Here is a 24427-nt window from a genome sequence, read left to right as displayed (position 1 = left end):
CCCCGCAGGTCGGACAGGCCGGCCCAATCACAGCGACTCCCATACAGCCAAAGTACTCGCCGACCGATCCCGCCGAGGCGTTCGGCTGTTGGTGGTCAAGTAGCTCCGCAGTACCCACCCAGGGGACCTTGATGGCCGGTGAGTACTGCGCAGCCGCCTAGTTGGCCTCTTTCGTAGCCCAGTAGTGCCATTGGGGGGACGCGACCGGGGAGCGGGTCAGGCCGTCCGGCCAGGTTGCCGGGAGGTCGTGACTTCGCGCCGCGTAGAGGATCACCTCCGATGCGATGCGGTCGCCGCGAACGGCGACGCGGGCGGCGGTCTCGGCACGCATGTCGGTGAGGTAGTGGATGGCGGGCAGGAACTCGGCGCTCAGCCGTGGACTGAGCCGGCCGACCGGTTCGTCGTCCAGCCGGATCTCGACCACGATCCGGTGCCGGTCCTGGAAGCTGTCCTCCTCCTCGATCGCATGCATGGTGGCGTACGCCCAGCACTCGCCTTCCGCCCGGAAGAACTGCGCCAGGACATCCGGGTGAACCTCACTGCCCGGTACGACGATGCCGCTGCCGGGCGGTAGCAGGTGATAGCTGCCGGGTGGCGGCAGATTCACCGGGACGAGCATGTGCGGCTGGCCGAGGGCCACCGCCACGCTGGCGTGGAACTCGGTGCCCTGGTCGCCCTTGCCGTCCCAGTCCGCCGGTTCCCACTCACTGACCCACAGGTGACAGGGCACCTGCGGTTGCAGGCCTTGTGCCACCAGTTCTGACAACACCGGGTGATACCGGTGCGCGTCGTCCCTCGGCAGGTAGCCGACAACCTTCCCCTGCACCCGTACGGCGATCGATCGGGGGTCGAAACGGTTGTGCGGTTCCGGGACGAGGTCCGCATCGGTGTCCAGGTCTGCGCCGCGCGCCGGGATGGGGTCGGGAAACAGGCTTCGGATCGCCTGCTCGTGCGGTGTCTCCCGCACGACCTCCTGACCGCACCACAAGGCGTCGCCCCACAGACTGAACGGAATCAGTTCCATCCTGCCCTCCAGTCCTTCTGACCGGCTTTACTCGGCTCATCCCGTCCAGACCCCTGGCCGTTACACCGAGTGAGCGTATGAAAACTAGAATCCCCATCGAAGGGCCGTTTCACGCATCGTGCAAGAGTCTGATGCGCAAAGGATTTCCGCGCGTCCGCAGTGTGGACGCGGATCGTCTTGTGCTGCGAGCGAAACTGCGAGGATCGTGCAAGTGCACGGGAAGGAACGTCATGCAGGGCAGTAGTTCAGTCGCTCGATCCACCCCGCAGTCCCTTGACGCGGAAGCCATCGAGGCGGCAGTCAAGCGACTGGACGGCGTCGCCGTCCGGACGCCGTTGCAACGCAACCTCCGCCTCTCCGAACGCACCGGCGCGCAGGTCTGGCTGAAGCGGGAGGACCTGCAGATCGGCCGCTCCTACAAGCTCCGCGGCGCTTACAACCTGATCGCCCAGCTCGACGACGCGGCCAAGTCGGCGGGTGTCGTCTGCGCGAGCGCAGGCAACCACGGCCAGGGGCTGGCGTACTCGTGCCACATCCTCGGAGTCCAGGGCAAGGTCTACGTTCCGCGTACGACGCCACGCCAGAAGCGGGACCGGATCGCGGCGCTCGGCGGCAAGCAGATCAAGGTGATCGTCACCGGCGACACGTACGACGACGCGGCCACCGCGGCGCAGGCGGAAGGCGAGGCCACCTGGGCGACGATGGTCCCGGCGTTCGACGATCTCAGAACCGTTGCAGGGCAAGGGACTGTGGCCGTCGAGCTGGTCGAGCAGCTCGGTCAGGCGCCCGACGTACTGGTGGTTCCGGTCGGCGGTGGCGGGCTGGTGGCAGGTGTCGCGACCTGGCTGACTCAGCGGCATCCCGGCGTACGCATCGTTGGTGTCGAGCCGGCCGGCGCGGCCAGCATGGCCGCGGCGTTGGAAGCCGGCGAGCCGGTGACGTTGCCGCACCTGGACAGCTTCGTGGACGGCGCCGCCGTACGGCGCGTTGGTGAGGTGACGCTGCCGTTGGTCGAGCGGACCGGCGTCGAGATGATGTCGGTGCCCGAGGGTCTGGTGTGCTCGGAGATGCTCGAGCTCTACCAGACGGACGGTTTGATCGCCGAGCCCGCGGGCGCACTGGCGACAGGTGCCTTGGGCAACGATCTGACCGTGCGACCCGGCGAGACCGTGGTCTGCCTGCTGTCCGGTGGGAACAACGACGTCAGCCGGTACGGCGAGATCCTCGAGCGATCGCTCGTCCACAAAGGGCTGAAGCACTACTTCCTGGTGACGTTCCCGCAGGAGCCCGGCGCCCTCCGCCAGTTCCTCGACGAGGCCCTCGGCCCCGACGACGACATCACGCTCTTCGAGTACGTCAAACGCAACAACCGCGAAACCGGCGTCGCCCTGGTCGGCATCGAGATCAGCCGGCCCGACGACCTCGAGGGCTTGCTGGCGCGCATGGACGCCGCGCCGCTCGACATCGAGCGCATCAACCCGAACTCACCAGAATTCAGGTACCTGATCTGAGCAGCAGCCGATCACCTCAATGGTCAGCGGCTGCCAACAGCTCACACCAGGCCGCGGCGGGCGGCCCAGACGATGGCTTCGATGGCGGTGCTGAAGCCCAGGCGGTCGCAGATCAGGCGGGTACGGCGGCGGACGGTGCGTTCGGAGAGGTCGAGACGCCGGGCCACGCCGTCGACCGGGAGGCCGGTGGCGAGCAGGCGGAGGAGTTGCAGTTCGTCGTGGCTGATCTCGCGGGGTGGGACCCGGCGAGCGAGGGGGCGGAGTTCCTGGGGGAGGACGGTCATGCGGATCACCCTGTTCCGAACATCCGGGACTCGGCGGCGTCCCAGTCGGCCGGTTTGCCCTGCGGCTCGTAGCGCCGCAGGTGAAGCGTGGACCGGACCAGCGCGCGCATCGCGCCCAGGTCCGGCAACGGCTCGCCCAGCGCGCGAGCCTGAACCAGAACGTTGCCCAGCGCCGAAGCCTCGACCGGCCCGGCCAGCACGGGCAACCCACACGCGTCGGCGGTCAGCTGGCAGAGCAGTTCGTTCTGCGAGCCGCCACCGATGACATGCAGTACGTCGACCTGCCGGTCCGCGATCGTCTGCGCCTGACGCAACGTCCGGCGGTAGGCGAGCGCGAGACTCTCCAGCACACATCGGACGAGGGCGGCGCGCGACGACGGCGGTTCCTGTCCGGTCGCCCGGCAGTGCTCCTCGATCCGCCGCGGCATGTTGCCGGGGGCAAGGAACTCCGGGGCGTCCGGATCGATCAGTACGGCGAACGGCGGCACCTCGGCCGCCTCACGCAGCAACCGCGGCAACTCGGTGGTGCCCCAGACCCGCAGGCACTCCTGCAGGATCCACAGGCCCATCACGTTCCGCAGGAACCGGATCCGCCCGTCGACCCCACCCTCGTGCGTGAAGTTGGCCGCCCGGGCCTCGTCTGTCAGCACCGGCTGGTCCAGCTCCAGCCCGACCAACGACCAAGTGCCCGACGAGATGTACGCGAATCGCTCGCCCTCCGCGGGCACCGCCACGACGGCCGAAGCCGTGTCATGCGACCCGACCGCGATCACCGGCGTCGCGGGATCGAGCCCAGTCTCCTCCGCCACCGCCGGCAACAACGTGCCGATCACATCTCCCGGCTCTCGCAACCCTGGCAGAACCCCCGGCGGCACCCCGACCCGCGCCGCCAGCTGCTCACTCCACGCCCGAGCACGCACGTCGTACAACTGCGTGGTGGACGCGTTCGTCCGCTCGGCCCCGATCTCCCCAGTCAGCCAGTACCCAAGGAGATCCGGGATCATCAGCAAGGTTTCCGCCTGGCTGAGGAACGGCTCGACCACCAATTGGCAGATGGTGTTGAACGGTAGTTGCTGAAGGCCCGTGATGTCGTACAGGTCGGCTGCCGGCACGGATTCCAGGACGCGTTCCATCACGCCGTCGGTGCGGGCGTCGCGGTAGTGGACCGGGTTGCTCAGAAGGCGACCCGCGTTGTCGAGCAAGCCGTAGTCGACAGCCCACGAGTCGATCCCGATGCCGTCCACCGGGCCGGTCGAGCGCAGGCCGTCGAGCATGGCGCGATGGAGATGCAGGATGTCCCAGTGCAAGGTGTCTCGCACCCGGACCGGGCCGTTCCAGAAGCGATGGACCTCGGTCAGGTGGAGGCGGCCGTCACCGACCGCGCCCAGCATCACCCGCCCGCTGGACGCGCCCAGATCGACTGCGGCAACACGCTTCATCGGGACACCTGGCGGACATCCAACTCGGTCATGCGACTCCTATCGCAGGAACGCGGCGGCCACGCCGGCGTCGACAGGCACGTGCAGACCGGTCGTGTGGGTCAGCTCGCCACCGGTCAGCGCGAACACAGCGGCCGCCACGTGTTCCGGCAGCACCTCCCGTTTGAGCAGTGTCCGCTGCGCGTAGTACGCGCCGAGCTCCGACTCCGGTACGCCGTACACCGCTGCGCGCTGCGCACCCCAGCCTTTCGCGAAGATCCCGGATCCCCGGACGACGCCGTCCGGGTTCACCCCGTTGACACGGATGCCGTACCCGCCGAGCTCCGCCGCGAGCAGCCGGACCTGATGTGCCTGGTCCGCCTTGGCCGCGCCGTACGCGACGTTGTTCGGGCCGGCGAACACCGAGTTCTTACTGGAGATGTACACGATGTCGCCGCCGAGGCCCTGGTCGATCAGCACCTTCGCGGCGGCCCGGGACACCAGGAACGAGCCCTTCGCCATCACGTCGTGCTGCAGGTCCCAGTCGCGCTCGGTGGTCTCCAGCAACGACTTCGAGATCGACAATCCGGCATTGTTGACAATCAGATCGACGCCGCCGAAGGCGAGCACGGCCGCTCGCAGGGCCGCTTCCACCGCCTCGCCCGACGAGACATCGGCGCCCACGGCAACGGCCACGTCGGACGACCCGATCTCCTTCGCCACCGCCTCGGCCGCGGCCAGATCCAGGTCCGCCACCACGACACAGGCGCCTTCAGCCGCCAGCCGCTGAGCGATCGCCTTGCCGATCCCCGACCCGCCACCGGTGACGAACGCGACCCGCGTCGCCAGCGGCTTCGCCTTCGGCATCCGCTGCAGCTTCGCCTCTTCCAGCGCCCAGTACTCGATCCGGAACTTCTCCCGCTCGTCGATCGGCGCGTACGTCGACACCGCTTCGGCGCCCCGCATCACGTTGATCGCGTTCACGTAGAACTCGCCGGCCACCCGCGCGGTCTGCTTGTCCTTGCCGAAGCTGAACATGCCGACTCCGGGCACCAGCACGATCGCCGGATCCGCACCCCGCATCGCAGGGCTGTCCGGTTCCGCGTGCCGGTTGTAGTAGGCGGCGTAGTCCTCGCGGTAGGCCGCGTGCAACTCGCGAAGCCGCGCCACCGCATCCTCCAGCGGCGCTGTCGCAGGCAGGTCCAGCACCAACGGCCGGACCTTCGTGCGCAGGAAGTGATCCGGGCAGGAGGTACCCAGCGCGGCCAACTCGGCCAGCTTCTCCCGCGCGGTGAATTCCAGGACGACGTCGGAGTCGGTGTAGTGACCGACCTGCGGCTTGTCGGTGGACGCCAGGCCTCGGATCACCGGGGAGAGGGCGGCAGCGCGCTGACGGCGTTCTTCAGGAGGTAGTGCCTCGAAGCCGTCGACCACAGCACCGAAGGGTTCGGCGACACCACGGTCGGCCAGGAAGGCTTCCGCCGTACGGATGATCTCCAGCGAGTTGGCCTCGCACTCCGCCGAGGTGTTACCCCACGCGGTGATGCCGTGACCGCCGAGGACGCAGCCGATCGCCTCCGGGTTCTCCCGCTTCACGGCCGCGATGTCGAGACCCAGCTGGAACCCGGGCCGCCGCCACGGCACCCAGACCACTCGCTCACCGAAGCACTCCGTGGTCAGCTTCTCCCCGTCGGCCGCGGTCGCCAGCGCGATCCCGGAGTCCGGGTGCAGGTGGTCGACATGCGGAGCGTCGACCAGACCGTGCATCGCGGTGTCGATCGACGGAGCCGCGCCGCCCTTGCCGTGCAGGCAATAGTCGAACGCGGCAACCATCTCGTCCTCGCGGTCGAGGCCGGGGTACACGTCGACCAGCGAGTTCAGGCGGTCCAGCCGCAGTACGGCGAGACCCTTCGCCGTCAGCGTGCCGAGGTCGCCACCAGACCCCTTCACCCAGACCAGGTCGACGGGTTGCTGCGTCACCGGGTCGGTCGCCGTCCCCTTCGCCGACGTATTCCCGCCGGCGTAGTTGGTGTTGCGCGGATCGGCACCGAGTCGGTTGCTGCGCGCAACTAGTTCGGCTGCAGTGTCGCTCATCCGTTTCAGGCTCCCCATCCGGCTTGCTGACCGTCGGCGCGGTCCTTGACGATCTGTTCGTAGTACCCGCTGCGTTGGTAGGCGGCGACCGGATTCGGATCCAGGCCCTGCGACTCGCGCAGGTCGGCGAGCAGCGGGCGGACGTCGGTGTTGTAGGCATCCATCAGCGCGGCGTTGGCCTCGAGCACGTCACCCGACCGCTGAGCTGCGCGTAACGCGTCCCGATCGACCAGCAGCGCCTTGGCGGTGGCCTCCTGGACGTTCATCACCGAGCGGATGATGGCCGGGATCTTCATCTCGATGTTGTGGCACTGGTCGAGCATGAAAGCGATCCCGCGGTCCGGGTCGAGCGCGTCGCCACGGACGATCTCGTTCATGATCCGGAACAGCTGGAACGGGTCCGCCGCCCCGACCATCAGGTCGTCGTCGGCGTAGAAGCGGCTGTTGAAGTCGAACGCCCCCAGCTTCTCGACCCGGAGCAGGAAGGCGACGATGAACTCGATGTTGGTGCCCGGCGCGTGGTGCCCGGTGTCGATGCAGACCGTTGCCTTCGGCCCCAGTTCGAGACAGTGCGCGTACGACGTACCCCAGTCCGGCACGTCCGTGGTGTAGAAGGCGGGCTCGAACAGCTTGTACTCCAGCAGCATCCGCTGGTCGTCGCCGAGCCGGTCGTACACATCCTTCAGCGCGGTCGCGAGCCGGTCCTGCCGGTCCTGGATGTCGTCCTGGCCCGGGTAGTTGGTGCCGTCGGAGAACCACAGCTTCAGGTCCCTCGACCCCGTCGCATCCATGATGTCGACACACTCGAGCAGATGGTCGGTCGCTTTCCGCCGGACCGCGGGGTCCGGGTTGGTGACGCTGCCCAGCTTGTAGTCGTCGTCCTGGAAGACGTTGCTGTTGATCGCGCCGAGCCGGACGCCCTGCTCCTTCGCGTACGCCGAGAGCCGCGCGTAGTCGTCCACCTTGTCCCATGGGATGTGCAGCGCGACGCTCGGCGCGACGCCGGTGTACTTGTGCACGACCGCGGCGTCGGCGATCTTCTCCTCCGGTGAGCGCGGCACCCCCGGCTGGCTGAACACCTTGAACCGGGTGCCGGAGTTCCCGAACGCCCACGAGGGCAGTTCGATCTCCTGGCGGCTGAGGGCGGCCTTCACGGCTTCGGTCGTCATGGTTCAGTCCCCTTCAATATCCAGCGCAGTCAGGTGGAAGATCTCGGGCAGCAGCAGGAACGACTCGTCCGGCGGCCGGCCGTCGATACCGCTGAAGAACTCGGTCATCTGGGCTTGCCAGCGGGTGTTGACCTCGGTCGCCGCCATCGCCTTCTGCGCGGCCTCCAGGTCCGCGGACTCGACGTACCCGATCAGCAGGCCGTCGTCGCGGAGGAACAGCGAGTAGTTGTGCCAGCCGGAGTCCCGCAGCGCGGCCTGCATGTCCGGCCAGACGTTCCGGTGGCGTTCGACGTACTCGTCCAGGCGGTCGGGTCTGACCTGGAGGCAGAAGCAGTAGCGATTCACAAGATGCCCTCAGAAGTTGAACTGGTCGAGACTGGCGGCGGAGAACTCGGGCCGATCCTCGACACCGGGGAGCCGCGGGCGGGGTCGACCGACACGCCGAGGCGGATAGACAGCCCGTCGGCCATAGTCACCTCCAACTCGGGGCGGCCAGAAGCTGAAAGGTTTCAAGAGGACTGCACGAACGTAAGCGCGGGCCCCTCCAGCCGTCAAGACCTCGCCCACCTGTCGGCGTCCGATCCCGGACCATTACTGCGGAAACCACCCGACAACCAGGTAGGCTTCGCCAGCTAAGACGTTTCAAACCGGTCCGTCGCAGGGCTCTTGACGCGGGGAGGATGAGCATGCCAGCAGACAGCGCGCACGAGCAGACCTCCGGCCCCTCCCGCACGACCTCCCCTTCTCCCTCCTCCTCCGGGGTAGGAGGCCGGCGTCGGCGGGCCGCGAAGCGGCATGCTGCGGGCGTCAAAGCAGTGGCGGCGGCAGCGGGAGTGAGTTTGGGAACTGTTTCCAACGTGCTCAACCGGCCCGAGGTGGTCAGTCCGTTGACGCGGGCGAAGGTCGAGGCGGCGATGGCCTCGCTGGGGTTCGTGCGGAACGAGTCGGCGCGGCAGCTCCGCGCCGGCAGCAGCCGGATCCTCGCCTACCTGATGCTCGACGCCGGGAACCCGTTCTTCACCGACGTCGCGAAGGGCGTCGAGGAGGCGGCCCGCGCGGCCGGCCTGTCGGTCTTCCTCTGCAACAGCAACGAGGACGTCGACCGCGAAGCCGACTACCTCGACCTGCTCGAACAGCAACGCGTGCAGGGCATCCTGATCACCCCGATCGACCAGAACTCCTCCCGCCTGCGCAAACTCCCCTCCCGCGGTACGCCGGTGGTCGTGGTGGACCGCGCCATCGACGACGGCGAGCACTGCTCGGTCGCGGTGAACGACGTACTCGGCGGTGAGCTCGCCATCGCCCACCTGCTCGAGCTCGGCCACGAACGGATCGCGTACGTCGGCGGCCCGAACACGATCGGCCAGGTCATCGACCGCCGTGACGGCGCCCGCAGCGCACTGCGCAAGGCCGGCAAACCACCGGAGAACCTGATCGAACTGACCACCGGCGCCCTCACCGTCGCCGAAGGCAGGGGCGCAGGGCAACGACTCGCCGGCCTCCCGGCGGCCCGCCGCCCGACCGCCGCGTTCTGCGCGAACGACCTGCTCGCCCTCGGCCTCCTGCAGCAGTGCGTCAGCCTCGGCCTGCGTGTTCCCGAGGACCTCGCCATCGTCGGGTACGACGACATCGAGTTCGCCGAGGCGGCCGCCGTACCGCTGACGTCGGTCCGTCAGCCGCGGCAGCTACTCGGCCGGACCGCCGCGGAGCTGCTGCTGGACGAGTCGTCGAACCCGGACCACGAACACCAGCGGGTCACGTTCACCCCCGAGCTCGTCGTACGGACCTCGACCCGCGGCACCCTCTGAGCCGCGGCTCCACCGACCGGCCTCATACCTTGCGGCGGATGGTCGACCCGGCTGGTCGCGCTATGGTGGCGAGGCGAGTGGTCCACTGAGCGAGGTGAGACATGCGCATCGCTGGCGGGGGTTTGGTGCGGCGATGGGGCGGCCGCGCGGTCGGCTTGGCGATCACCGGTGTCAGCCTGTACATCGTGGCGCCGAGCCTGCTGTCCCTCTTCGGAGCCTGGCCACGCCTCGCGGACGTCGAACCCTGGTGGTTCCCGGTCCTCGCGCTACTGGAGACCTGCAGCTTCGCCGCACTGTGGTGGCTCGCCCGACTGGCCTTGACCCAGCAGGCCGATGACAACGCCGTGGACGAGGCGCCGCCACCAGGCCATCCGGGTTGGGGCACGATCGCGACGGCGCAACTGGCCGGGAACGCAGCCAGCAAGGTTGTCCCCGGCGGCGCGGCGACCGGCAGCGTCGTCCAAGCCAAACTCCTGATCCAAGCCGGGCAGCCGTCGGCAGTCGTCGCCTCCGCTGTCACCGCGATCGGCCTGATGACCACCGGTGTGCTGTTGCTGTTGCCCGTCCTCACGGTGCCCGCGCTGCTGATCGGTCCACCGCCGGCCCGGCAGCTGGAGCTCGGCCTCCTGGTCTCGCTGATCATGGCGATCGTCATCGTCGGTCTCGGGCTCACCGCGCTCACCTGGAGCCGGTTTGTCGTAGTGGTCGGTCGTGCGGCCGGTCGCATCATCCACGTGGTCAAACGCAGCGTGACCGCCGACAGCTGCGCCGCGCAGTTGGTCACGCAGCGGGACCGGGTTGCCGCTGCGTTCAAGGGCCGCTGGTGGGCTGCGGCCCTCGCGGCGGCCGCGAACCGCATGTTCGACTACGCCGCACTCGTGGTCGCGCTGGTGGCGCTCAATGCGCATGCGCGCCCCTCCGAGGTGCTCCTGGCCTATGTCGTTGCTCAAGCCCTCGCAATGGTCCCGGTGACGCCGGGTGGTCTCGGCTTCGTCGACGCCGGTCTCGCAGCGCTGCTCGTCGTCATCGGAATCCCCGCGGACACAGCACTCATCGGGACGCTCCTGTACCGGCTCGTCTCCTTCTGGCTGCCGATCCCGGTGGGCCTCCTGGCCTGGGCCGGCTGGCGGATCCACCGCCATGTCACCAATCCGTCAAGAACGAAGGCGCCCCCTTCCCTCGGGGACGACGCTTAGCAGTCAGGCGCCGTAGGCGGCGAGGAAGACCTCGGTGGCCTGATCGGCGAGCTTGTCGAGCTCGCCCGGGGCCGGGCGCTCCCGGGTGCCGGCGAACATGGCCCGGTTCATCGGCTTGTACATGACCAGCCCGGCGAACTGGTACGCCGCGAGTGTCGGGTCCTCGAGCTCACGGAGCAAACCGCGTTCGGTCAGCCGGGTGAGCGCTTCGCCCAGTGCCTCCAGTGACTTCTCGAAACCGCTGGTGAACCAGGCCCCGCACACCTCGGGGAACCGATCGGCCTCGGCGATCACGAGCCGGCGCAACTGGAGGACGCTGGCTGCGGTGAGGCTGTCGAGCAGTCGGCGAGCCAGCGCCTGCAGTCCTTCCCGCGCGTCCGCAGCCCCGTCGAGGGTCTCGGCGTACGCCTGGACGAGTCCGTCCATCAGCTGATCGCTGGTGCCGAGGACGATCTCGGCGAACAGGCGTTCCTTGTTCTCGAACTGCTTGTAGACGGTCTGTTTGGAGACGCCGGCCTTCGCGGCGACCTCGTCCATGCTCGCGCCGAGGTACCCGTGCTGGAGGAAGACCTCGGTCGCCGCGGCCAGGATCGCCCGGCGCTTGCGCGGCGTCCGGCCCTCGCCCTCGATCGTGACGGCCTGCTCCGGCTGCCAGACGGCGGCCCGCTGTCGATACTCCACGACGTCCTCCTCTGCGGTCACGGAAATCATACTAGACAGTCCAGTTCTTCTCTGAGTACTGTACGGTCCAGTTCCCAACGATCACAGAGGAGAGGGACGATGAGCACACTGAAGTCCGCCGACGGCACGACGATCGCCTTCGAGGCGTGGGGCGAGGGGCGGCCGCTGATCATGGTCGACGGCGCCACCGCCCACCGCGCGGTCAACCCGGCGAATGCCGAGGTGGCGAAGCTGCTGAGCGACGAATTCCGGGTCTACGCCTACGACCGGCGCGGACGTGGTGAGAGCACCGACACCGCGCCGTACGCAATCCAGCGGGAGATCGAGGACCTCGCCGCGCTGATCCAGGACGCCGGGCAGCCGGCCATCGTGTTCGGCTGGTCCTCCGGTTCACTCCTGGCTCTGGACGCGGCGGCGGCCGGGCTGCCGATCTCCGCCCTGGCCCTGTTCGAGCCGCCGGTGGTGGTCGACGACTCGCGTCCGCCGCTGCCCTCCGACTACGTCGAACAGCTCGACGCGTTCGTCGCGGCCGGTCAGCGGGACAAGGCGGCGGAACTGTTCATGACAGCCGCAGCCGGTATGCCGGCCGAGTTCGTTGCCGGGATCCGGCAGAGTCCGTACTGGGCGCCGGTCGAGGACATCGCGCCCACGATCTCGTACGACGGCCGCATCATGGGGACCACGATGTCCGGCAACCCACTGCCCGCGGACCGCTGGGCGGCGATCGACGTACCCGTCCTGGTCATGCACGGCGACAAGACGGCGCCGTGGCTGATCTCGGGTGCGGAAGCGATGGCCGCTCACCTCCGGACCGCGACGCTGAAGCCTGTCCCGGGCGAGAACCACAGCACGGAGCCGTCCGTGCTCGCTCCCGTCCTGCGCCAGTTCGCACACGAGGTGTGACTGCCATGGGGACGCTGGTGGTGACGACGTTCATCTCGCTCGACGGGGTCGCCGAGGCGCCGGGCGGGGGAGATTTCAAGTACGCCGAGTGGAGCTTTGAGTTCGACCGTGGTGAGGACGGGGAGCGGTTCAAGCACGACGAGGCGCTCGGCGCGGAGGCGTTGCTGATCGGGCGGACGACGTACGAAGGCTTCGCGGCCGCCTGGCCGAACTACGAGGGCGAGCTGGCCGACAAATACAACAGCATGCCGAAGTACGTCGTCTCCACCACGCTGACCGACCCCGCCTGGAACAACACCAGAGTGCTGTCAGGCGACGTGGTCGCGGAGGTGACCAAGCTCAAGAACGAGGTCACCGGCGAGATCCAGGTCCCGGGCAGCATCCGTCTGGTCCAAGCACTCCTCGCCGCCGACCTGGTCGACGAGATCCACCTGATGACCTTCCCCGTCATCCTCGGCACCGGCCGCCACCTCTTCGCCGAAACCCCCCAAAAGACCAAGTGGAACCTAACCCAGTCCAAAACCTTCGGCGAAGGCATCCCCGTCACGGTTTACCAGCGCGACCTGTCATAAATCACCTGCCATCAGCGCTCCCGTTTGGCCTAGGGGTGGTGAGACGCTTTGGGGGTGGACAGGGATGGATTCTGGGGGCTGGTTGAGGATGCGCGCGGTGGGGTGGATGACACCGTGGCGGATCCGGACGGGGTTGCGGACGCGCTGACCAAGGTGCTGGGTGGGCTGGAGGCCGAGGAGATCGCGGGGTTCGGGGTCGAGCTCGCGCGATTGCAGGTCGAGTCTTTCCGGTGGGATCTGTGGGCGGCGGCGTACCTGATCAACTCGGGGGCCTCGGAGGACGGGTTCGACTCGTTCCGGGGCTGGCTGGTCGCGCAAGGCCGGGAGGTCTGGGAGGCCGCGCTGGCCGAGCCGGACTCGCTCGCCGACGTGGTCGACGAGGACCGGCCGGAAGGCTTCGAGGGATTCGACGGTGAAGGCCTGCTGCATGTCGGCAGTCACGCGTACAAGAACGTGACCGGCGACGAGGCGGCGTACTGGAAGGCGGTCGACGCGGAGGCGCCGGACACGCCGGACCTGCCGGCCGGCAAGGAGATCGACTTCGACGACGAGGACAACCTGGAGACCCGCCTGCCCCGACTGGCCGCGCTCTACCTCGACGCCTAGCGACTAGGCGGGCTGTTTGCAGCGCTAGGTGGGCTCGCCGGACAGGCGTTCGATGGCGGCGCGGAGCCGGCGGCGCCAGCCGGGCTGACCGGCGTCCTGGTCGGCCGCGGCCAGGCTGACCAGGTGCTGCGCCATCTCGAACCCCTCCGTGGTCTGTGGTTCCACATCGGTCAGCGCGGCCTGCGGCTCGTCGTGGTCGAGCTCGATCCGCCGGCTCGTCCACCCGAACCCGTCCGGCACCAGCAACTCCGGCACCAGCGTCTCGTGGCTGAGCGATGTCAGCTCCTTGTCGCCGCTCCCGATGCTGAAGATCGTCGTACCCCGGCGCCGTACGTCGCTGATCCGCTCGAGCAGCGTCTCCGCCGGATCCTCCTCGGCCACCACCAGCAGCGACTCGCCGCGGCCCGCGTCGCGCAACCGGTCCAGTCCGATCGCCAGGTGCGGCGGTGCGTCCGGTGGCGGCGCCCAGCGGACCAGCGACGGCCGAACGTCGTCGACCCCGGCCCGGTGCAGCTCGTCATCCAGGTGCGCGGTCAGGTGCCACGGCTCGTCGTCGACCGGCCCGAACAGCATCAGCCCACCGGTCCGGGTGGTGAACCGCCGCAGTGAGTGCGCGAACTCGGTCGTCCGGCTTCCCAGCTCAGTACCGGTCAGCATCTCCCGGAGGAGTGAGGCCCTGGTCAGATCCACGGCTCAAACCTGACACATGTCCGGGAGCGCCGCGAGTCAGGTCAGCCGGTCCGCCTTCGACTGCAGGTAGTTGCGTTCCGGGACACTCGTCGTACGGCGGGCCGCCAGCAGGTAACTCTCGCGCGCGGCGGCCAGATCGCCGGACATCTCCAGCAGGTGCGCGCGGACCGCCTCCAGCCGGTGGTGATCGGTCATGCGGTCGTCGGACTCGAGTGGTTCGAGTACGGCGAGACCCTCCTTCGGACCGACCGCCATGGCCACCGCGACCGCGTGGTTGAGCTTCACCATCGGATTGTCGACCATCTGCTCGAGTACGTCGTACAACGCGACGATCTGCCGCCAGTCCGTGTCCTCAGCCCGTTCGGCGGTGTCATGTACCGCGGCGATCGCGGCCTGCACCTGATACGGGCCCAGCTGCGTACGGGACAGCGCATCCGTCACCAGCGCTTCACCCTCGACGATGACCGCCTTGTTCCACTTGGACCGGTCCTGCTCGGCCAGCGGGATCAGCGAACCTTCCGCGCCGGTCCGCGCGGGCCGACGCGCATCGGTGAGCAGCATGAGCGCCAGCAACCCGGCCACCTCACCGTCATCGGGCAGCAGCTTGCGCACGCCCCGCACCAGCCGGATCGCTTCCGTCGTGAGCTCCGCGCTGTGCAACGACGTACCCGACGAGGCGGTGTAGCCCTCGTTGAAGATCAGGTAGAGGACGTGCAGTACGGCGCCCATCCGCTCGTCCCGCTCCGCCTCGGGCGGCAGCTCGAACGTACTGCCCGCCTGCTTGATACTGCGTTTCGCCCGGCTGATCCGCTGCGCCATGGTTGCCTCTGGCACCAAGAACGCGGCCGCGATCTGCGCGGTGGTGAGACCACCGACCGCGCGCAGCGTCAGCGCGATCTGCGAGGCCGGCGACAGCGCCGGGTGGCAGCACAGGAACAGCAGCGTCAGCGTGTCGTCCCGGCCGCCCGGATCGTCGATTTCCGGGCCTGCAGCAACGAATTCCTCGGGCGGGGCGAGCTGGGCCACGTTCTCCTCGCGCCGCCGCCGGGCCGACTCGCTGCGCAGCAGATCGGTCAGCCGGCGCGATCCGACCCGGATCAGCCATCCGCGCGGGTTGTCCGGCACGCCCTCGCTCGGCCACTGCTGAGCCGCCGCGAGCAGCGCCTCCTGGACCGCTTCCTCGGCCAGGTCGAAGTGCCCGTAGTGCCGGACCAGCGCGCTCAGCACCTGCGGCGCCTGCTCACGCAGCAGCAGCTCGAAGTCGCCGGACTCGGACCGGCCGGCGGGGTCGCTCACATCTCCAGCCCGGACGCGTCCATCACCGGCCGCACCTCCACGGCGACGTACTCCGCGTCCGGCATCCGGGCCGCGTAGCCGATCGCCTGGTCGATGTCGTCGCACTCGACCAGGTAGAACCCGGCCAGATGCTCCTTGGCCTCGGCGTACGGTCCGTCGGTGGTGGTCGCGGTGTCGTCACGCACCTGCACCGTCCGGGTGGTGATGGGATCCGCCAGTCCGGCCGCACTGACCAGAAGGCCCTGCTCAGTGAGCTCACGCGACAGTGATTCGTGCGCCCGGGACAGACCCTCGCGTTGCTCGGCGGACAGGCTCGCCCAGCTCTCGGCGTTGCTGTAGATCAGCAGCATGTACTTCACAGGCACCATCCTGTCCCTCGCGGAGGCCGCTGTGACCCCCTGTCGTCCGGTACGTCGGAACAGGGGTGCACAAGTTCGACAGTTCGAAATGTCGAAGTGGTCCCAGTGAACCCGACGTCTCCACCGAGTGACGCTCAGCCCGGGCGTCCCCGCCGTACTGGAGATGTCAGATGGTTACCGAATCGAAGCGCTGGTTCGCACTGGCGCTGCTCTGCCTGACCGGGTTCATGATCATCCTGGACGCGTCGATCGTGCTGGTCGCCGTACCGTCGATCGAGCGTGAGCTGACCTTCTCGACCGGTGGCGTGCAGTGGGTGCCGAGCGGCTACGCGCTGATGTTCGGCGGCCTGCTCCTGCTCGGGGGCCGCATCTCCGACCTGCTGGGTAGGCGGCGGGTGTTCATCACCGGACTGCTGCTGTTCGCCGGGTCTTCGCTGCTCTGCGGGTTCGCGTGGAGCGGTGACGCCCTCGTCCTCGCGCGGGGGCTGCAGGGCGCGGCGGCCGCCGTACTGGCGCCGAGTGCGCTGTCGATCGTGATGACCACGTTCCCCGAGGGTCCGGATCGCAACAAGGCGCTCGGGATCTGGGGAGCGACCAGTGGTGTCGGTGGTACGGCGGGGTCCCTCATCGGAGGGCCCGTCACGGACGGACTCGGCTGGCAGTGGATCTTCTTCATCAACGTGCCGGTCTGCCTGCTGGTCGCCGTACTGGCTCCCGTTCTGCTGCTGGACAGCCGTGGTCCGGGCCGCCGCGGTTTCGACGTGGCCGGCGCTGTCACGGTGACCGCCGCGCTCATCGTGCTCGTGTACGCCGTCATCGAAGCGCCTGACTCGGCGATCGGGTGGACTGTCTTGCTGGTGCTGTTGTCGGCCGGGCTGTTCGGGCTGTTCGTGGTCGTGGAGAAGCGGTCGGCCGCACCGCTCGTACCGCTGCGGATCTTCCGCTCGCGCACGCTGGTCGGCGGCAACCTCATCACGATCGCTTGGGGGCTGGCGGCATTCGGGCTGAACTTCATCTACACGCAGTACGCCCAACTGGCGCTGGGTGTCTCCGCGATCCGCTACGGCCTCATGTCCGCCGTACTCGCGGCTGCCGCAGTAGTCGGCTCCATGGTCGGACAGCACCTCGTCACCCGAGTGGGAATGCGCAGGGTCGCGTTCGTCTCGCTACTGCTCGCCGGCGTCGGCACCACCGTGATGACTCAGCTCACCGTGGACTCCGGGTATTTCGAGCTGGCCTTCTGGGGTCTGACGATCTTCGGCGCCGGACTGGGCGCCGGAACGGTCGCAGGGGCCATCGCCGCCCTCAGCGACGTGGCCGGCCCGGACTCCGGCGTTGCCTCCGGTCTGCAGAACGCCAGCTTCCAGATCGGTGGTGCAGTAGGCATCGCCGTACTCTCCGCGGTCGCCACAGCCAGTACGACGGGTGCCACACCGACCGCGCTCACCCACGGCTACCGGGTGGCGTTCATGGCGGTGTGGTTGTTCATCGCGCTGGGTCTGGCGGGCTGCGCACTGCTCCTCGATCGGAAGCGCTCACCGCGGCTCGAACCAGTGGCGTCGTGACATCAAACGATTGTTGGAGGTTCGGAGCCGTGCGACTGGGGCACCGGAGTCCCGTGGCTGCCAGCGACCGCCCGGCGGCTCTTAGAAGGAGGCTCCATGCTCATCCTCGGTTTGATCCTGCTGATTCTGGGATTCTTGCTGAGTATTCCGATCCTGTGGACCATCGGCATCGTGCTGCTGGTGGTCGGAGCGGTGCTCTTCCTGCTCGGATCGACAGGCCGTGCCGTCGGCGGACGCCGGCACTGGTACTGATCCACCCCTAGTCCGACCTGACATCAGAACCCCGTGGGCCACTCCGGCCCGCGGGGTTCTGTCGGTCCGGGTCGCTACGGTGAGGCCCATGAAGTACGTCGTGATGATCTTCCGGAGCATCGATCGCACCTGGACCGACGAGGACCAGCAGGCGCTCGGCCGGCTGATGCGGCTCGAGAGCGAGCTCGCGGCCAGCGGCGAGCTGGTCAGTTCCGAGGGCCTGCTGCCGCCCGAGGAGGGCCGGATCGTGCAGATCCGCGACGGCGCGCAAGTCGTCACCGACGGGCCGTTCGGCAAGGCGAAGGAGCAGCTCGCGGGCTTCTACCTGGTCGACGTCACCGACGACGCGCACGCCCAGGCGATCGCCGCCAGGGTCTCGGCCGCGGTCGGCGATCGGGTCGAGCTCCGCGGCACCCTGGTCTCAGCCTGAGTGCCACGGGAAGTCGGGCGAGCGCTTCCGGGTGAACGCCTCGATTCCCTCTGCGAGCTCACCGGAGGCGATCGTCTCCTGATACCGCGATCGGGCCGCGGCGTCCGCGTCCGCGCCGGCCAGCAGCGCGTTGACCGTCTTCTTGGCCGAGCGGATCGTCAGCTGCGAGCGCGACACCTTCGTCTCCGCGAACGCCACAGCCTCCGCCGCTGGGTCGTCGACGACACGATCCACCAGGCCTTTCAGCTCGGCCTGTTCCGCGGTCAGCAGGTCACCGCTGAAGAGCAGGTACTTCGTCGTCGCGGGACCGACCAGGTCCAGCAGCACCTTGATCGCGGCCGGCGGATAGACCACCCCGATCCGCGCCGGCGTCACCCCGAACGTCGCGTCCCGCGCGGCGAACCGGAAGTCGCAGTTCACGGCGATCTCGAGTCCGCCGCCGATGCAGTGCCCCCGCACCACCGCGATCGTCGGCTTCGGGAACTCCCGTAGCGCGGTCTGCGCGCGCAGGTTGAAGGCTCGCAGCTCCGCCATCGGGTCGGCCGGATCGTCACCGGAGATCAGTTCGCGGATGTCCGCTCCGGCCGAGAAGCCCGGCCCTTCGCCGGTGACGAGCAGCACCTTCACCTGGTCGTCGGCGGCCAGGTCCGCGAGCAGTCCGGGCAGCGCCTCCCACATCGCCCGGGTCAACGCGTTCCGCTTCGGGACCCGATCGATCACCAGCCGGGCCACGACTCCACGCTCGACCCGCAACCCCAGCTCATCCACGCCCGCAGTCAACCAGGCAGCCACCCCTCCGCGCCGCCAGCTGGATCACACCCACCTTGTGCACCAGATCCGCACGCCGCGCCCCCTCGCCGTACGGACCTGATGCACAAAGTCGGCCTGAGGTATCGGTCGGCGGGAGGCGTGGGCGGTCGGCTGGGGTGGGGCGGGTCAGGCGGCGGCGCGCTTGGTGCGGGACTTGGCGCGGGCCATCCGGAAGAGGTATGCCGGTGTCGGCGGGACCCAGCCGAGTTGCTTGCCCTGGCCGAGGTCGTCGCGGTTGGCCCAGTGATCGACCACCTTGCCGTCCTGGATCCGGAACCAGTGCGACTGCGTGATCGCGAAGGTCTTGCCGGTCGGCGGGAAGACCGTGTCCACCGCGCCGTCCGGGGTGTAGACCGCGAACGGCGCCACATGCCGCCCGCTCATCGTCGAGTTCACCATCACCAAGTTGCCATCGGCAACCACATGGTGGATCTCGTACGCCAGCCCCTCGAACGCGGTCCGCAGCCAGCGCGCGGTCGCGGAGAAGCCGGCCGGGTCACCCACCCGGCACTCCGGCGGCTCGATCCGCCCCTCCATGGTCGCGAACGCGATCACGGACGGGCTGTGTCGACCAAGCGTTTGATCTCGAGGTGATCACATCCGGATAGCGGCCGGATCACGGCTCAGCCGAGGCTGGTGGACGTTCGTAATGCGTTAAGACTGGGGGCCGATTCGAACCCGCGTGGCGATGTGTGCTTGACTCCTCCGGTCGATAACGTTTTGGTCTCGGCAGATTGGGTTTCCAGAAGTGACTGAAGGACGGCATAGACAGGCGCGGCACCGTCAATCGCGCCCGCAGGTGATCCGCCCAGGTATTGCAAAGGTGGTGATCCCCGGCGCGGCAGTGGCCCTGGTGGCCACCGGTTCGGCGGCCGCGCTCCCCGACCACCACGTCACCTTCGACCCGTCGATCGCCAGCTCGTCCCTGCAGCTGTCGCGCGACACCCAGGTCAGCCGGGACGCGCTGCGACCCCCGTTGAACGTCACCCCGTCGACAGCGGCTCCCAAGCCGAAGACGACTCCGGCGCCCAAGCATCTGAAGAAGCAGGCGCCGATCCCGAAGCCGACCTCGACGCCGACCCGCACCGCGACGCCGCCGAAGGCAACGGGCACGAAGTACACCACCACCGACGTGAACCTGTGGTCCCTTCCGCTGACCGGCCTGCTGCTGGACGTGTTGCCGAAGGGCACCAAGGTCTCCGTCACCGGCAAGGTCGACGGCATCTGGGCCGAGGTCGTCAGCGACAACAAGTCCCGCTGGGTGAAGGCGGTCTACCTGTCCGCCACCAAGCCGGTCGCAACCACCGCCGCCTCCGCCGGTGGCTCGATCTCCCAGGCGGCCTGCAAGGCCGGTTCCTCGGTGGAGAGCGGCCTGACCCAGGACGCGATCCGCGTCCACCGGGCGATCTGCGCCATGTTCCCGGACATCACGTCGTACGGCGGTCTGCGCTCGGGCGACAGTGGTTCGGAGCACTCGACCGGGCACGCGCTGGACATCATGGTCAGCGGCTCGGAGGGCCAGGAGGTCGCCGACTGGCTGCACGCGAACTACAAGAAGCTCGGTGTCAGCCAGCTGATCTGGCAGCAGCACATCTGGACGGTCCAGCGCAGCAGCGAAGGCTGGCGCGCGATGGAGGACCGCGGTAGCACCACCGCGAACCACTACGACCACGTCCACGTGACCGTCTACGGCAACTCAGGCACGGTCTGAGCACCCCGAGACGCCCTGAGCGATCCGGTCCCCTGCCCTCCTGGGGACCGGGTCGCTTTTTCACGGCCGGATGTTCGCGTTGAGGTGGAAGAGGTTCGTCGGGTCGTAGGCGCGCTTGACCTCGCGCAGCCGGCGCAGATCCTCCGGCGCGTACGCCGTGTCCGCGCGGTCGGGATCACCGAGGAAGTTCACGAACGTGCGACCCGAGTCCGGTAGCAGGCCGTGCATCTCCCGGTCCACGATCAGCGAGTACGACGCTCCCCGGTGACCGACCGGTCCCGCGCCGGGGCCCGGGTGCGCCATCGCGCCACCCCAGTGCCTGATCTCGACGGTCGGCGCGTCCTCGTCGTCGAAGCCGGTGACCACGTCGATCACGTCGTCGGTCAGGGTGTCGAGGAAGTCGAGGTGCCGGGCGGGTGTGCCGCCCATCGCGGCTTCGCCGTACTCGATCGTGGTCAGCTCGCCGGCCAGCCTGGGACCGGCGACCGCGAACAGTGGCTTCAGCAGGTGCTCGGCCAGTTCGGCGGCACCGGCGTACAGGACCTTGATCGCGACGGCGCGCTGTTCGGTGCCGGGGACCCGGGTCAGGAGGACCGCGGTGCTGAGCTCGTTGGGGATCGTGGCGGTCCAGTCGCGGTAGCGGCGCAGGATTGCGGCCGCTCGGTCGATGCCGTAATACACGATGCCGGCGTGGACCTGGCGGACCGGGTACAGCCGGAACTCGAGCGAGGTCACGATGCCGAAGTTGCCGGTGCCGCCGCGGATCGCCCAGAACAGGTCCGCGTGGTGCTCGGCGCTCGTCGTGACGAGGCGTCCGTCCGCGGTGACGACCTCGGCGCGGATCACGCTGTCGGCCGCGAACCCGTACTTGCGCGCAAGCCAGCCGACTCCGCCGCCGAGCGTGTACCCGGTGACGCCGACATCACGGTGTGAGCCCGACAGCGGCGCCAGGCCGAACTGACCGGCTGCGTCCAGGACCGCACCCCAGCGCGCGCCCGGCGCGACCTTGGCGATCCGGCGCTCCGGGTCGACCAGTACGGACGTCATCGGCGTCGTCTTCAGCAGGATCCCGCCGTCGGCCGGAACGCGAGTCCCGTGACCCGTGGCCTGCACCGCGATCGGTACGCCGTACTCCCGTGCCGTCCGCACCGCCGCCTGCACGTCGGTCCGGCTGTAGGCCTCGGCGACCACCAGCGGCCGCGAGTCCACCGTCGGGATCACGGACTTCCGCTGGGCGTCGTACTCCGCCTCACCGGGCAGCCGGACGGCACCGTTGAACCCAGCCCCGAGCAGCCCCGCCACCACGTCACATGCACTCGGTGCAACCGCCTGCGTCGTCATCCGAACCCACTCCCTCACGTATTCGCTCCTGCTCATACGTCGAAGGAAAGAGGCGCCAATCGACACGCCCCGGCAAACTTCTCCAGATGACCCATACCGTCGAGGTCACCGACGAGATCCTCACGAAGCACTACACCTCTTGGTCCCGCGACGAGCCGGGTCGCGAATGGGCGGCCCTCAACCTGCTCTCACAGCACGCGCCGACTTTGGCGCCGGTCCCGCTGGACCGATCCCAACCCGCTTCCCCGGGTCCGTGGGTCTCAATGTCGGTCCTCCCCGGCCAACCCCTCTCTGGGGCGCTCACCCCCAGCCAGCTCGATGCCTTGGGCGACGCCCTCACCACCCTGTGGTCGGTCGATCCCCACGGACTGCCCCTGATCGACACAGCAGCTCTGGTCGACCGCACGCGCACTGCGCTCGCGCTCCTCCGCACCGGCGCCGGTGTGATCGCCGGCGCCGCGACGGCCGCGGCGGCCTGGCTGGACAGCTTTGCCGGGTTCGAGCTGCGCGATCCAGTGGTCGGCCATGGCGATCCCAACCTGGCCAACTACCTCTGGGACGGAAGCCGAATCCGCATCGTCGACTTCGAGGACGCGGGACTGGGCGACCGCACGCTCGAGCTCGCCAATCTCATCGAGCATCTGTCCGGACGCGCGACCGACTGGGGTCCCGTCGTACGGCGCTTCGACGTCGATCCGGACCGCCTCCGCGAAGCCCGCTGCCTGTGGGCGGCGTTCTGGCTGACGCTGATCGGTCCGGGCGGACCCAGCGCCGACCGGAACCCGCCCGGTACGGCGGAGGCGCAAGCGCGACGCGTGGTCGGGCTGATCAGGCCGGAAGCGGGAGCTCCTTGAGCCGCTCGAGGTCGGCGAGGATGTCCATCTCGGTGATCTTGCCGTCGACGACCGTGACGCCCATGACGCCCATCACGCGGCCGTTGACGACGGTGATCGCGCCGGGCGTCCCGTTGACCACGGCGACCTCCGTGTACGGCGCCATCCGGGTGAAGAGCAGCGCCTGCTCGACCACCGCCAGGGCACCGCGGACCAGCTTCGACACCGCCGGACCGGAGAAGTCCTCGGTCGCATCCCCGGCGTCGGCCCGCAGTACGACGTCCGGATCGAGCAGCGAGAGCAAAGCCTCGAAGTCACCGCTCCTCGACGCTGCCATGAACGCCTCCACGACCGCGCGCTGCCGCCCAGTGTCGCCGTCGCTCACCGGCGCGCCCTGCACCCGCCGCCGGGCCCGGCTGGCCAGCTGACGCGTCGCGGCCGGCGACTTGTCCACGATCAGCGCGATCTCATCGAAGCTCACCCCGAACATGTCATGCAGGACGAACGCCAGCCGCTCCGCCGGCGACAGCGTCTCCAGTACGACGAGCAGCGCCAGACCGACCGCATCCGCCTGCAGCGCCTCGTCCTCCGGCCCGACCTCCCGACTGACGATCGGGTCCGGGACGAACGTGTCCAGTGAGTCCTCCCGCCGCGACTTGCGGCTCCGCAGCATGTCCAGGCAGACCCGCGAGACCACAGTGGTCAGCCACCCGGACAGATTGCCGACGTCACTCACGTCGGACCGGCTCAGCCGCAGCCACGCCTCCTGTACAGCGTCCTCGGCCTCGGCGACCGACCCGAGCATCCGGTACGCGACCGCGCGCAACTGCCCGCGGTTCTGCTCGAACTGGCGCGCTAGCTGATCGTGCTCGTCCACGGGTGCCTTCTCCTGGTCGCAGTCCATCACTACCTAGACGGATCGGAGCACCATGATGTGACAGCGCTCCGGCATCGCCCATCATGGGGTCATGAGCGCGACCCGCGGTGACCTGGTGTTCGAGGACGACTTCGAAGCGTCCTCGCTCGACCAGTCCGCCTGGTCGCCGTACTACCTGCCGCAGTGGAGTTCCCGTGCGGCGTCAGCTGCGACGTACCGGCTGAGTGACTCCTGTCTGACGCTCAGCATCCCGCCTGACCAGGGCCTCTGGTGCTCCGGCGACCACAAACCGGATCTCCGGGTGTCCGGGATCCAGTCCGGCAACTACTCCGGTCCGGTCGGCAGCGCGGTCGGTCAGCAGCCGTACCGCGAGGGTCTCGTCGTCCGCGAGGAGCAGGAAGCGTTCTGGGGCTGGACTCCGAACGGCGGGTACGTCGAACTGTGCGCACGTGCTGACATCAGTCCGCGCTCGATGGTGTCGCTGTGGATGGTCGGGCTGGAGGACCAGCCGGAGCGGTGCGGCGAGATCTGTGTGATGGAGGTGTTCGGCGACACGGTGGCCCCGGGCTCGGCGGCCGTCGGGATGGGCCTGAAGACCATCCACGACCCGGCCGTGCCGCAGGACTTCGAGGCGGTCCGCCTCCCGTTGGACCTGGCCGACTTCCACACGTACGCCGTCCAGTGGGCCTCGGGTGAGGCGACGTACTTCGTCGACGGCGCGCCGATCCGCAGTTGCTCAGGCGCCCCGTCGTACCCGGTGCAGTTGATGCTCGCGGTGTTCGACTTCCCCGAGCGGAGTGTCGGTGATGACGGCCGGCTCGTCCCCACCTTCACCGTCGACTACATCCGCGGATGGAACGTTGCGGAGGAACTCGTCGCGTGACTACAGTTCTGACCATGTTCCTGCGCGCGGGTATGTGGTGGGCCGTCGACTAGACGGCTGCTTCCGCGCGTAACCCACCCGGCCGTCTCCTTCGAGGCGGCCGTTGTGATGTCT

At 68.7% G+C, this 24427-nt stretch carries 26 protein-coding genes; 12 read left to right on the top strand and 14 right to left on the bottom strand.

The window, feature by feature from the left end:
- Positions 1–157: 157 nt before the first annotated feature.
- Complete coding sequence (locus tag OG555_RS14520; RefSeq protein WP_329483394.1) at positions 158–1024, bottom strand: HIRAN domain-containing protein; 867 nt, start codon at positions 1022–1024, stop codon at positions 158–160.
- Positions 1025–1254: 230 nt separating this feature from the next.
- Here OG555_RS14520 and ilvA point away from each other — a divergent pair, with 230 nt between their 5' ends.
- Positions 1255–2535 (top strand): threonine ammonia-lyase IlvA, encoded by a 1281-nt coding sequence (gene ilvA, locus OG555_RS14515; RefSeq protein ID WP_329483393.1) that lies wholly within the window; start codon positions 1255–1257, stop codon positions 2533–2535.
- A gap of 41 nt (positions 2536–2576) precedes the next feature.
- Here the strand turns inward: ilvA and OG555_RS14510 are convergent, their stop codons facing one another.
- The 5 genes from OG555_RS14510 to OG555_RS14490 are packed head-to-tail and all read right to left on the bottom strand — an operon-like array spanning position 2577 to position 7845.
- Positions 2577–2819 carry a LuxR C-terminal-related transcriptional regulator gene (locus OG555_RS14510; RefSeq protein ID WP_329483392.1) on the bottom strand — a complete coding sequence of 81 codons (243 nt, stop codon included), beginning with the start codon at positions 2817–2819 and terminating at the stop codon, positions 2577–2579.
- Between the two features lie 5 nt (positions 2820–2824).
- Positions 2825–4258: a rhamnulokinase gene (locus OG555_RS14505; RefSeq protein ID WP_329483391.1), complete on the bottom strand. Its 1434-nt coding sequence runs from the start codon at positions 4256–4258 to the stop codon at positions 2825–2827.
- A gap of 39 nt (positions 4259–4297) precedes the next feature.
- Positions 4298–6331, bottom strand: a complete 2034-nt coding sequence (locus OG555_RS14500; RefSeq protein ID WP_329483390.1) for a bifunctional aldolase/short-chain dehydrogenase — start codon at positions 6329–6331, stop codon at positions 4298–4300.
- Positions 6332–6336: 5 nt separating this feature from the next.
- Positions 6337–7500 (bottom strand): L-rhamnose isomerase, encoded by a 1164-nt coding sequence (gene rhaI / locus OG555_RS14495; protein ID WP_329483389.1) that lies wholly within the window; start codon positions 7498–7500, stop codon positions 6337–6339.
- A gap of 3 nt (positions 7501–7503) precedes the next feature.
- Positions 7504–7845 (bottom strand): L-rhamnose mutarotase, encoded by a 342-nt coding sequence (locus OG555_RS14490; protein WP_329483388.1) that lies wholly within the window; start codon positions 7843–7845, stop codon positions 7504–7506.
- 488 nt (positions 7846–8333) lie between these two features.
- Between OG555_RS14490 and OG555_RS14485 the strand changes: the two genes are divergently transcribed.
- Together OG555_RS14485 and OG555_RS14480 are read left to right on the top strand one after the other, a co-directional pair.
- Positions 8334–9308 (top strand): LacI family DNA-binding transcriptional regulator, encoded by a 975-nt coding sequence (locus OG555_RS14485; protein ID WP_329483387.1) that lies wholly within the window; start codon positions 8334–8336, stop codon positions 9306–9308.
- Between the two features lie 101 nt (positions 9309–9409).
- Entirely contained in the window at positions 9410–10504 is a 1095-nt protein-coding gene (locus OG555_RS14480) for a lysylphosphatidylglycerol synthase transmembrane domain-containing protein (protein ID WP_329483386.1), read from the top strand.
- Positions 10505–10507: 3 nt separating this feature from the next.
- On the opposite strand, the gene OG555_RS14475 is transcribed toward OG555_RS14480, so the two are convergent.
- A complete protein-coding gene (locus tag OG555_RS14475; protein WP_329483384.1) occupies positions 10508–11206 on the bottom strand; it encodes a TetR/AcrR family transcriptional regulator in 699 nt (232 codons plus the stop codon).
- Positions 11207–11284: 78 nt separating this feature from the next.
- Between OG555_RS14475 and OG555_RS14470 the strand changes: the two genes are divergently transcribed.
- The 3 genes from OG555_RS14470 to OG555_RS14460 all read left to right on the top strand — a co-directional run bounded on the left by OG555_RS14470 (position 11285) and on the right by OG555_RS14460 (position 13266).
- Complete coding sequence (locus tag OG555_RS14470) at positions 11285–12088, top strand: alpha/beta fold hydrolase (RefSeq protein WP_329483383.1); 804 nt, start codon at positions 11285–11287, stop codon at positions 12086–12088.
- 5 nt (positions 12089–12093) lie between these two features.
- Complete coding sequence (locus OG555_RS14465; protein WP_329483381.1) at positions 12094–12660, top strand: dihydrofolate reductase family protein; 567 nt, start codon at positions 12094–12096, stop codon at positions 12658–12660.
- A gap of 102 nt (positions 12661–12762) precedes the next feature.
- Positions 12763–13266: a DUF4240 domain-containing protein gene (locus tag OG555_RS14460; protein ID WP_329483380.1), complete on the top strand. Its 504-nt coding sequence runs from the start codon at positions 12763–12765 to the stop codon at positions 13264–13266.
- A gap of 24 nt (positions 13267–13290) precedes the next feature.
- On the opposite strand, the gene OG555_RS14455 is transcribed toward OG555_RS14460, so the two are convergent.
- The 3 genes from OG555_RS14455 to OG555_RS14445 are packed head-to-tail and all read right to left on the bottom strand — an operon-like array spanning position 13291 to position 15602.
- Positions 13291–13956, bottom strand: coding sequence for a hypothetical protein (locus tag OG555_RS14455; RefSeq protein WP_329483379.1), 666 nt, complete (start codon positions 13954–13956; stop codon positions 13291–13293).
- 36 nt (positions 13957–13992) lie between these two features.
- Entirely contained in the window at positions 13993–15252 is a 1260-nt protein-coding gene (locus OG555_RS14450) for an RNA polymerase sigma factor (protein WP_328525105.1), read from the bottom strand.
- Positions 15249–15602 carry a YciI family protein gene (locus tag OG555_RS14445; RefSeq protein WP_328526901.1) on the bottom strand — a complete coding sequence of 118 codons (354 nt, stop codon included), beginning with the start codon at positions 15600–15602 and terminating at the stop codon, positions 15249–15251. The genes OG555_RS14450 and OG555_RS14445 overlap by 4 nt, the downstream gene beginning before the upstream one ends.
- 179 nt (positions 15603–15781) lie before the next feature.
- On the opposite strand from OG555_RS14445, the gene OG555_RS14440 reads away from it, so the two are divergent.
- The 3 genes from OG555_RS14440 to OG555_RS14430 all read left to right on the top strand — a co-directional run bounded on the left by OG555_RS14440 (position 15782) and on the right by OG555_RS14430 (position 17858).
- Entirely contained in the window at positions 15782–17176 is a 1395-nt protein-coding gene (locus OG555_RS14440; RefSeq protein WP_329483378.1) for an MFS transporter, read from the top strand.
- A gap of 96 nt (positions 17177–17272) precedes the next feature.
- Positions 17273–17428: a DUF6131 family protein gene (locus OG555_RS14435; protein WP_166679556.1), complete on the top strand. Its 156-nt coding sequence runs from the start codon at positions 17273–17275 to the stop codon at positions 17426–17428.
- 88 nt (positions 17429–17516) lie between these two features.
- A complete protein-coding gene (locus OG555_RS14430; protein ID WP_329483377.1) occupies positions 17517–17858 on the top strand; it encodes a YciI family protein in 342 nt (113 codons plus the stop codon).
- Here OG555_RS14430 and OG555_RS14425 read toward each other — a convergent pair.
- Together OG555_RS14425 and OG555_RS14420 are read right to left on the bottom strand one after the other, a co-directional pair.
- Entirely contained in the window at positions 17850–18626 is a 777-nt protein-coding gene (locus OG555_RS14425; RefSeq protein ID WP_329483376.1) for an enoyl-CoA hydratase/isomerase family protein, read from the bottom strand. The genes OG555_RS14430 and OG555_RS14425 overlap by 9 nt on opposite strands.
- A gap of 168 nt (positions 18627–18794) precedes the next feature.
- Positions 18795–19223 carry an ester cyclase gene (locus tag OG555_RS14420; RefSeq protein ID WP_329483375.1) on the bottom strand — a complete coding sequence of 143 codons (429 nt, stop codon included), beginning with the start codon at positions 19221–19223 and terminating at the stop codon, positions 18795–18797.
- A gap of 268 nt (positions 19224–19491) precedes the next feature.
- Between OG555_RS14420 and OG555_RS14415 the strand changes: the two genes are divergently transcribed.
- Positions 19492–20379, top strand: a complete 888-nt coding sequence (locus OG555_RS14415) for an SH3 domain-containing protein (RefSeq protein WP_329483374.1) — start codon at positions 19492–19494, stop codon at positions 20377–20379.
- A 60-nt stretch (positions 20380–20439) separates the two neighbouring features.
- On the opposite strand, the gene OG555_RS14410 is transcribed toward OG555_RS14415, so the two are convergent.
- Positions 20440–21738 (bottom strand): FAD-binding oxidoreductase, encoded by a 1299-nt coding sequence (locus OG555_RS14410; protein WP_329483373.1) that lies wholly within the window; start codon positions 21736–21738, stop codon positions 20440–20442.
- A 68-nt stretch (positions 21739–21806) separates the two neighbouring features.
- Here OG555_RS14410 and OG555_RS14405 point away from each other — a divergent pair, with 68 nt between their 5' ends.
- On the top strand, positions 21807–22574 hold the full coding sequence (locus OG555_RS14405; protein ID WP_329483371.1) for a phosphotransferase family protein: 768 nt from the start codon (positions 21807–21809) through the stop codon (positions 22572–22574).
- Here OG555_RS14405 and sigJ read toward each other — a convergent pair.
- The gene (gene sigJ / locus OG555_RS14400; RefSeq protein ID WP_329483370.1) at positions 22549–23430 is read right to left on the bottom strand and encodes an RNA polymerase sigma factor SigJ; all 882 of its coding nucleotides are present in this window, start codon (positions 23428–23430) and stop codon (positions 22549–22551) included. The genes OG555_RS14405 and sigJ overlap by 26 nt on opposite strands.
- Positions 23431–23521: 91 nt before the next feature.
- Here sigJ and OG555_RS14395 point away from each other — a divergent pair, with 91 nt between their 5' ends.
- Entirely contained in the window at positions 23522–24313 is a 792-nt protein-coding gene (locus OG555_RS14395; RefSeq protein WP_329483369.1) for a glycoside hydrolase family 16 protein, read from the top strand.
- The last annotated feature ends 114 nt before the right edge of the window (positions 24314–24427 follow it).

The sequence above is a fragment of the Kribbella sp. NBC_01484 genome, assembly GCF_036227145.1.
Taxonomy (GTDB): domain Bacteria; phylum Actinomycetota; class Actinomycetes; order Propionibacteriales; family Kribbellaceae; genus Kribbella.
This window is presented reverse-complemented; position numbering and strand designations above follow the sequence as displayed.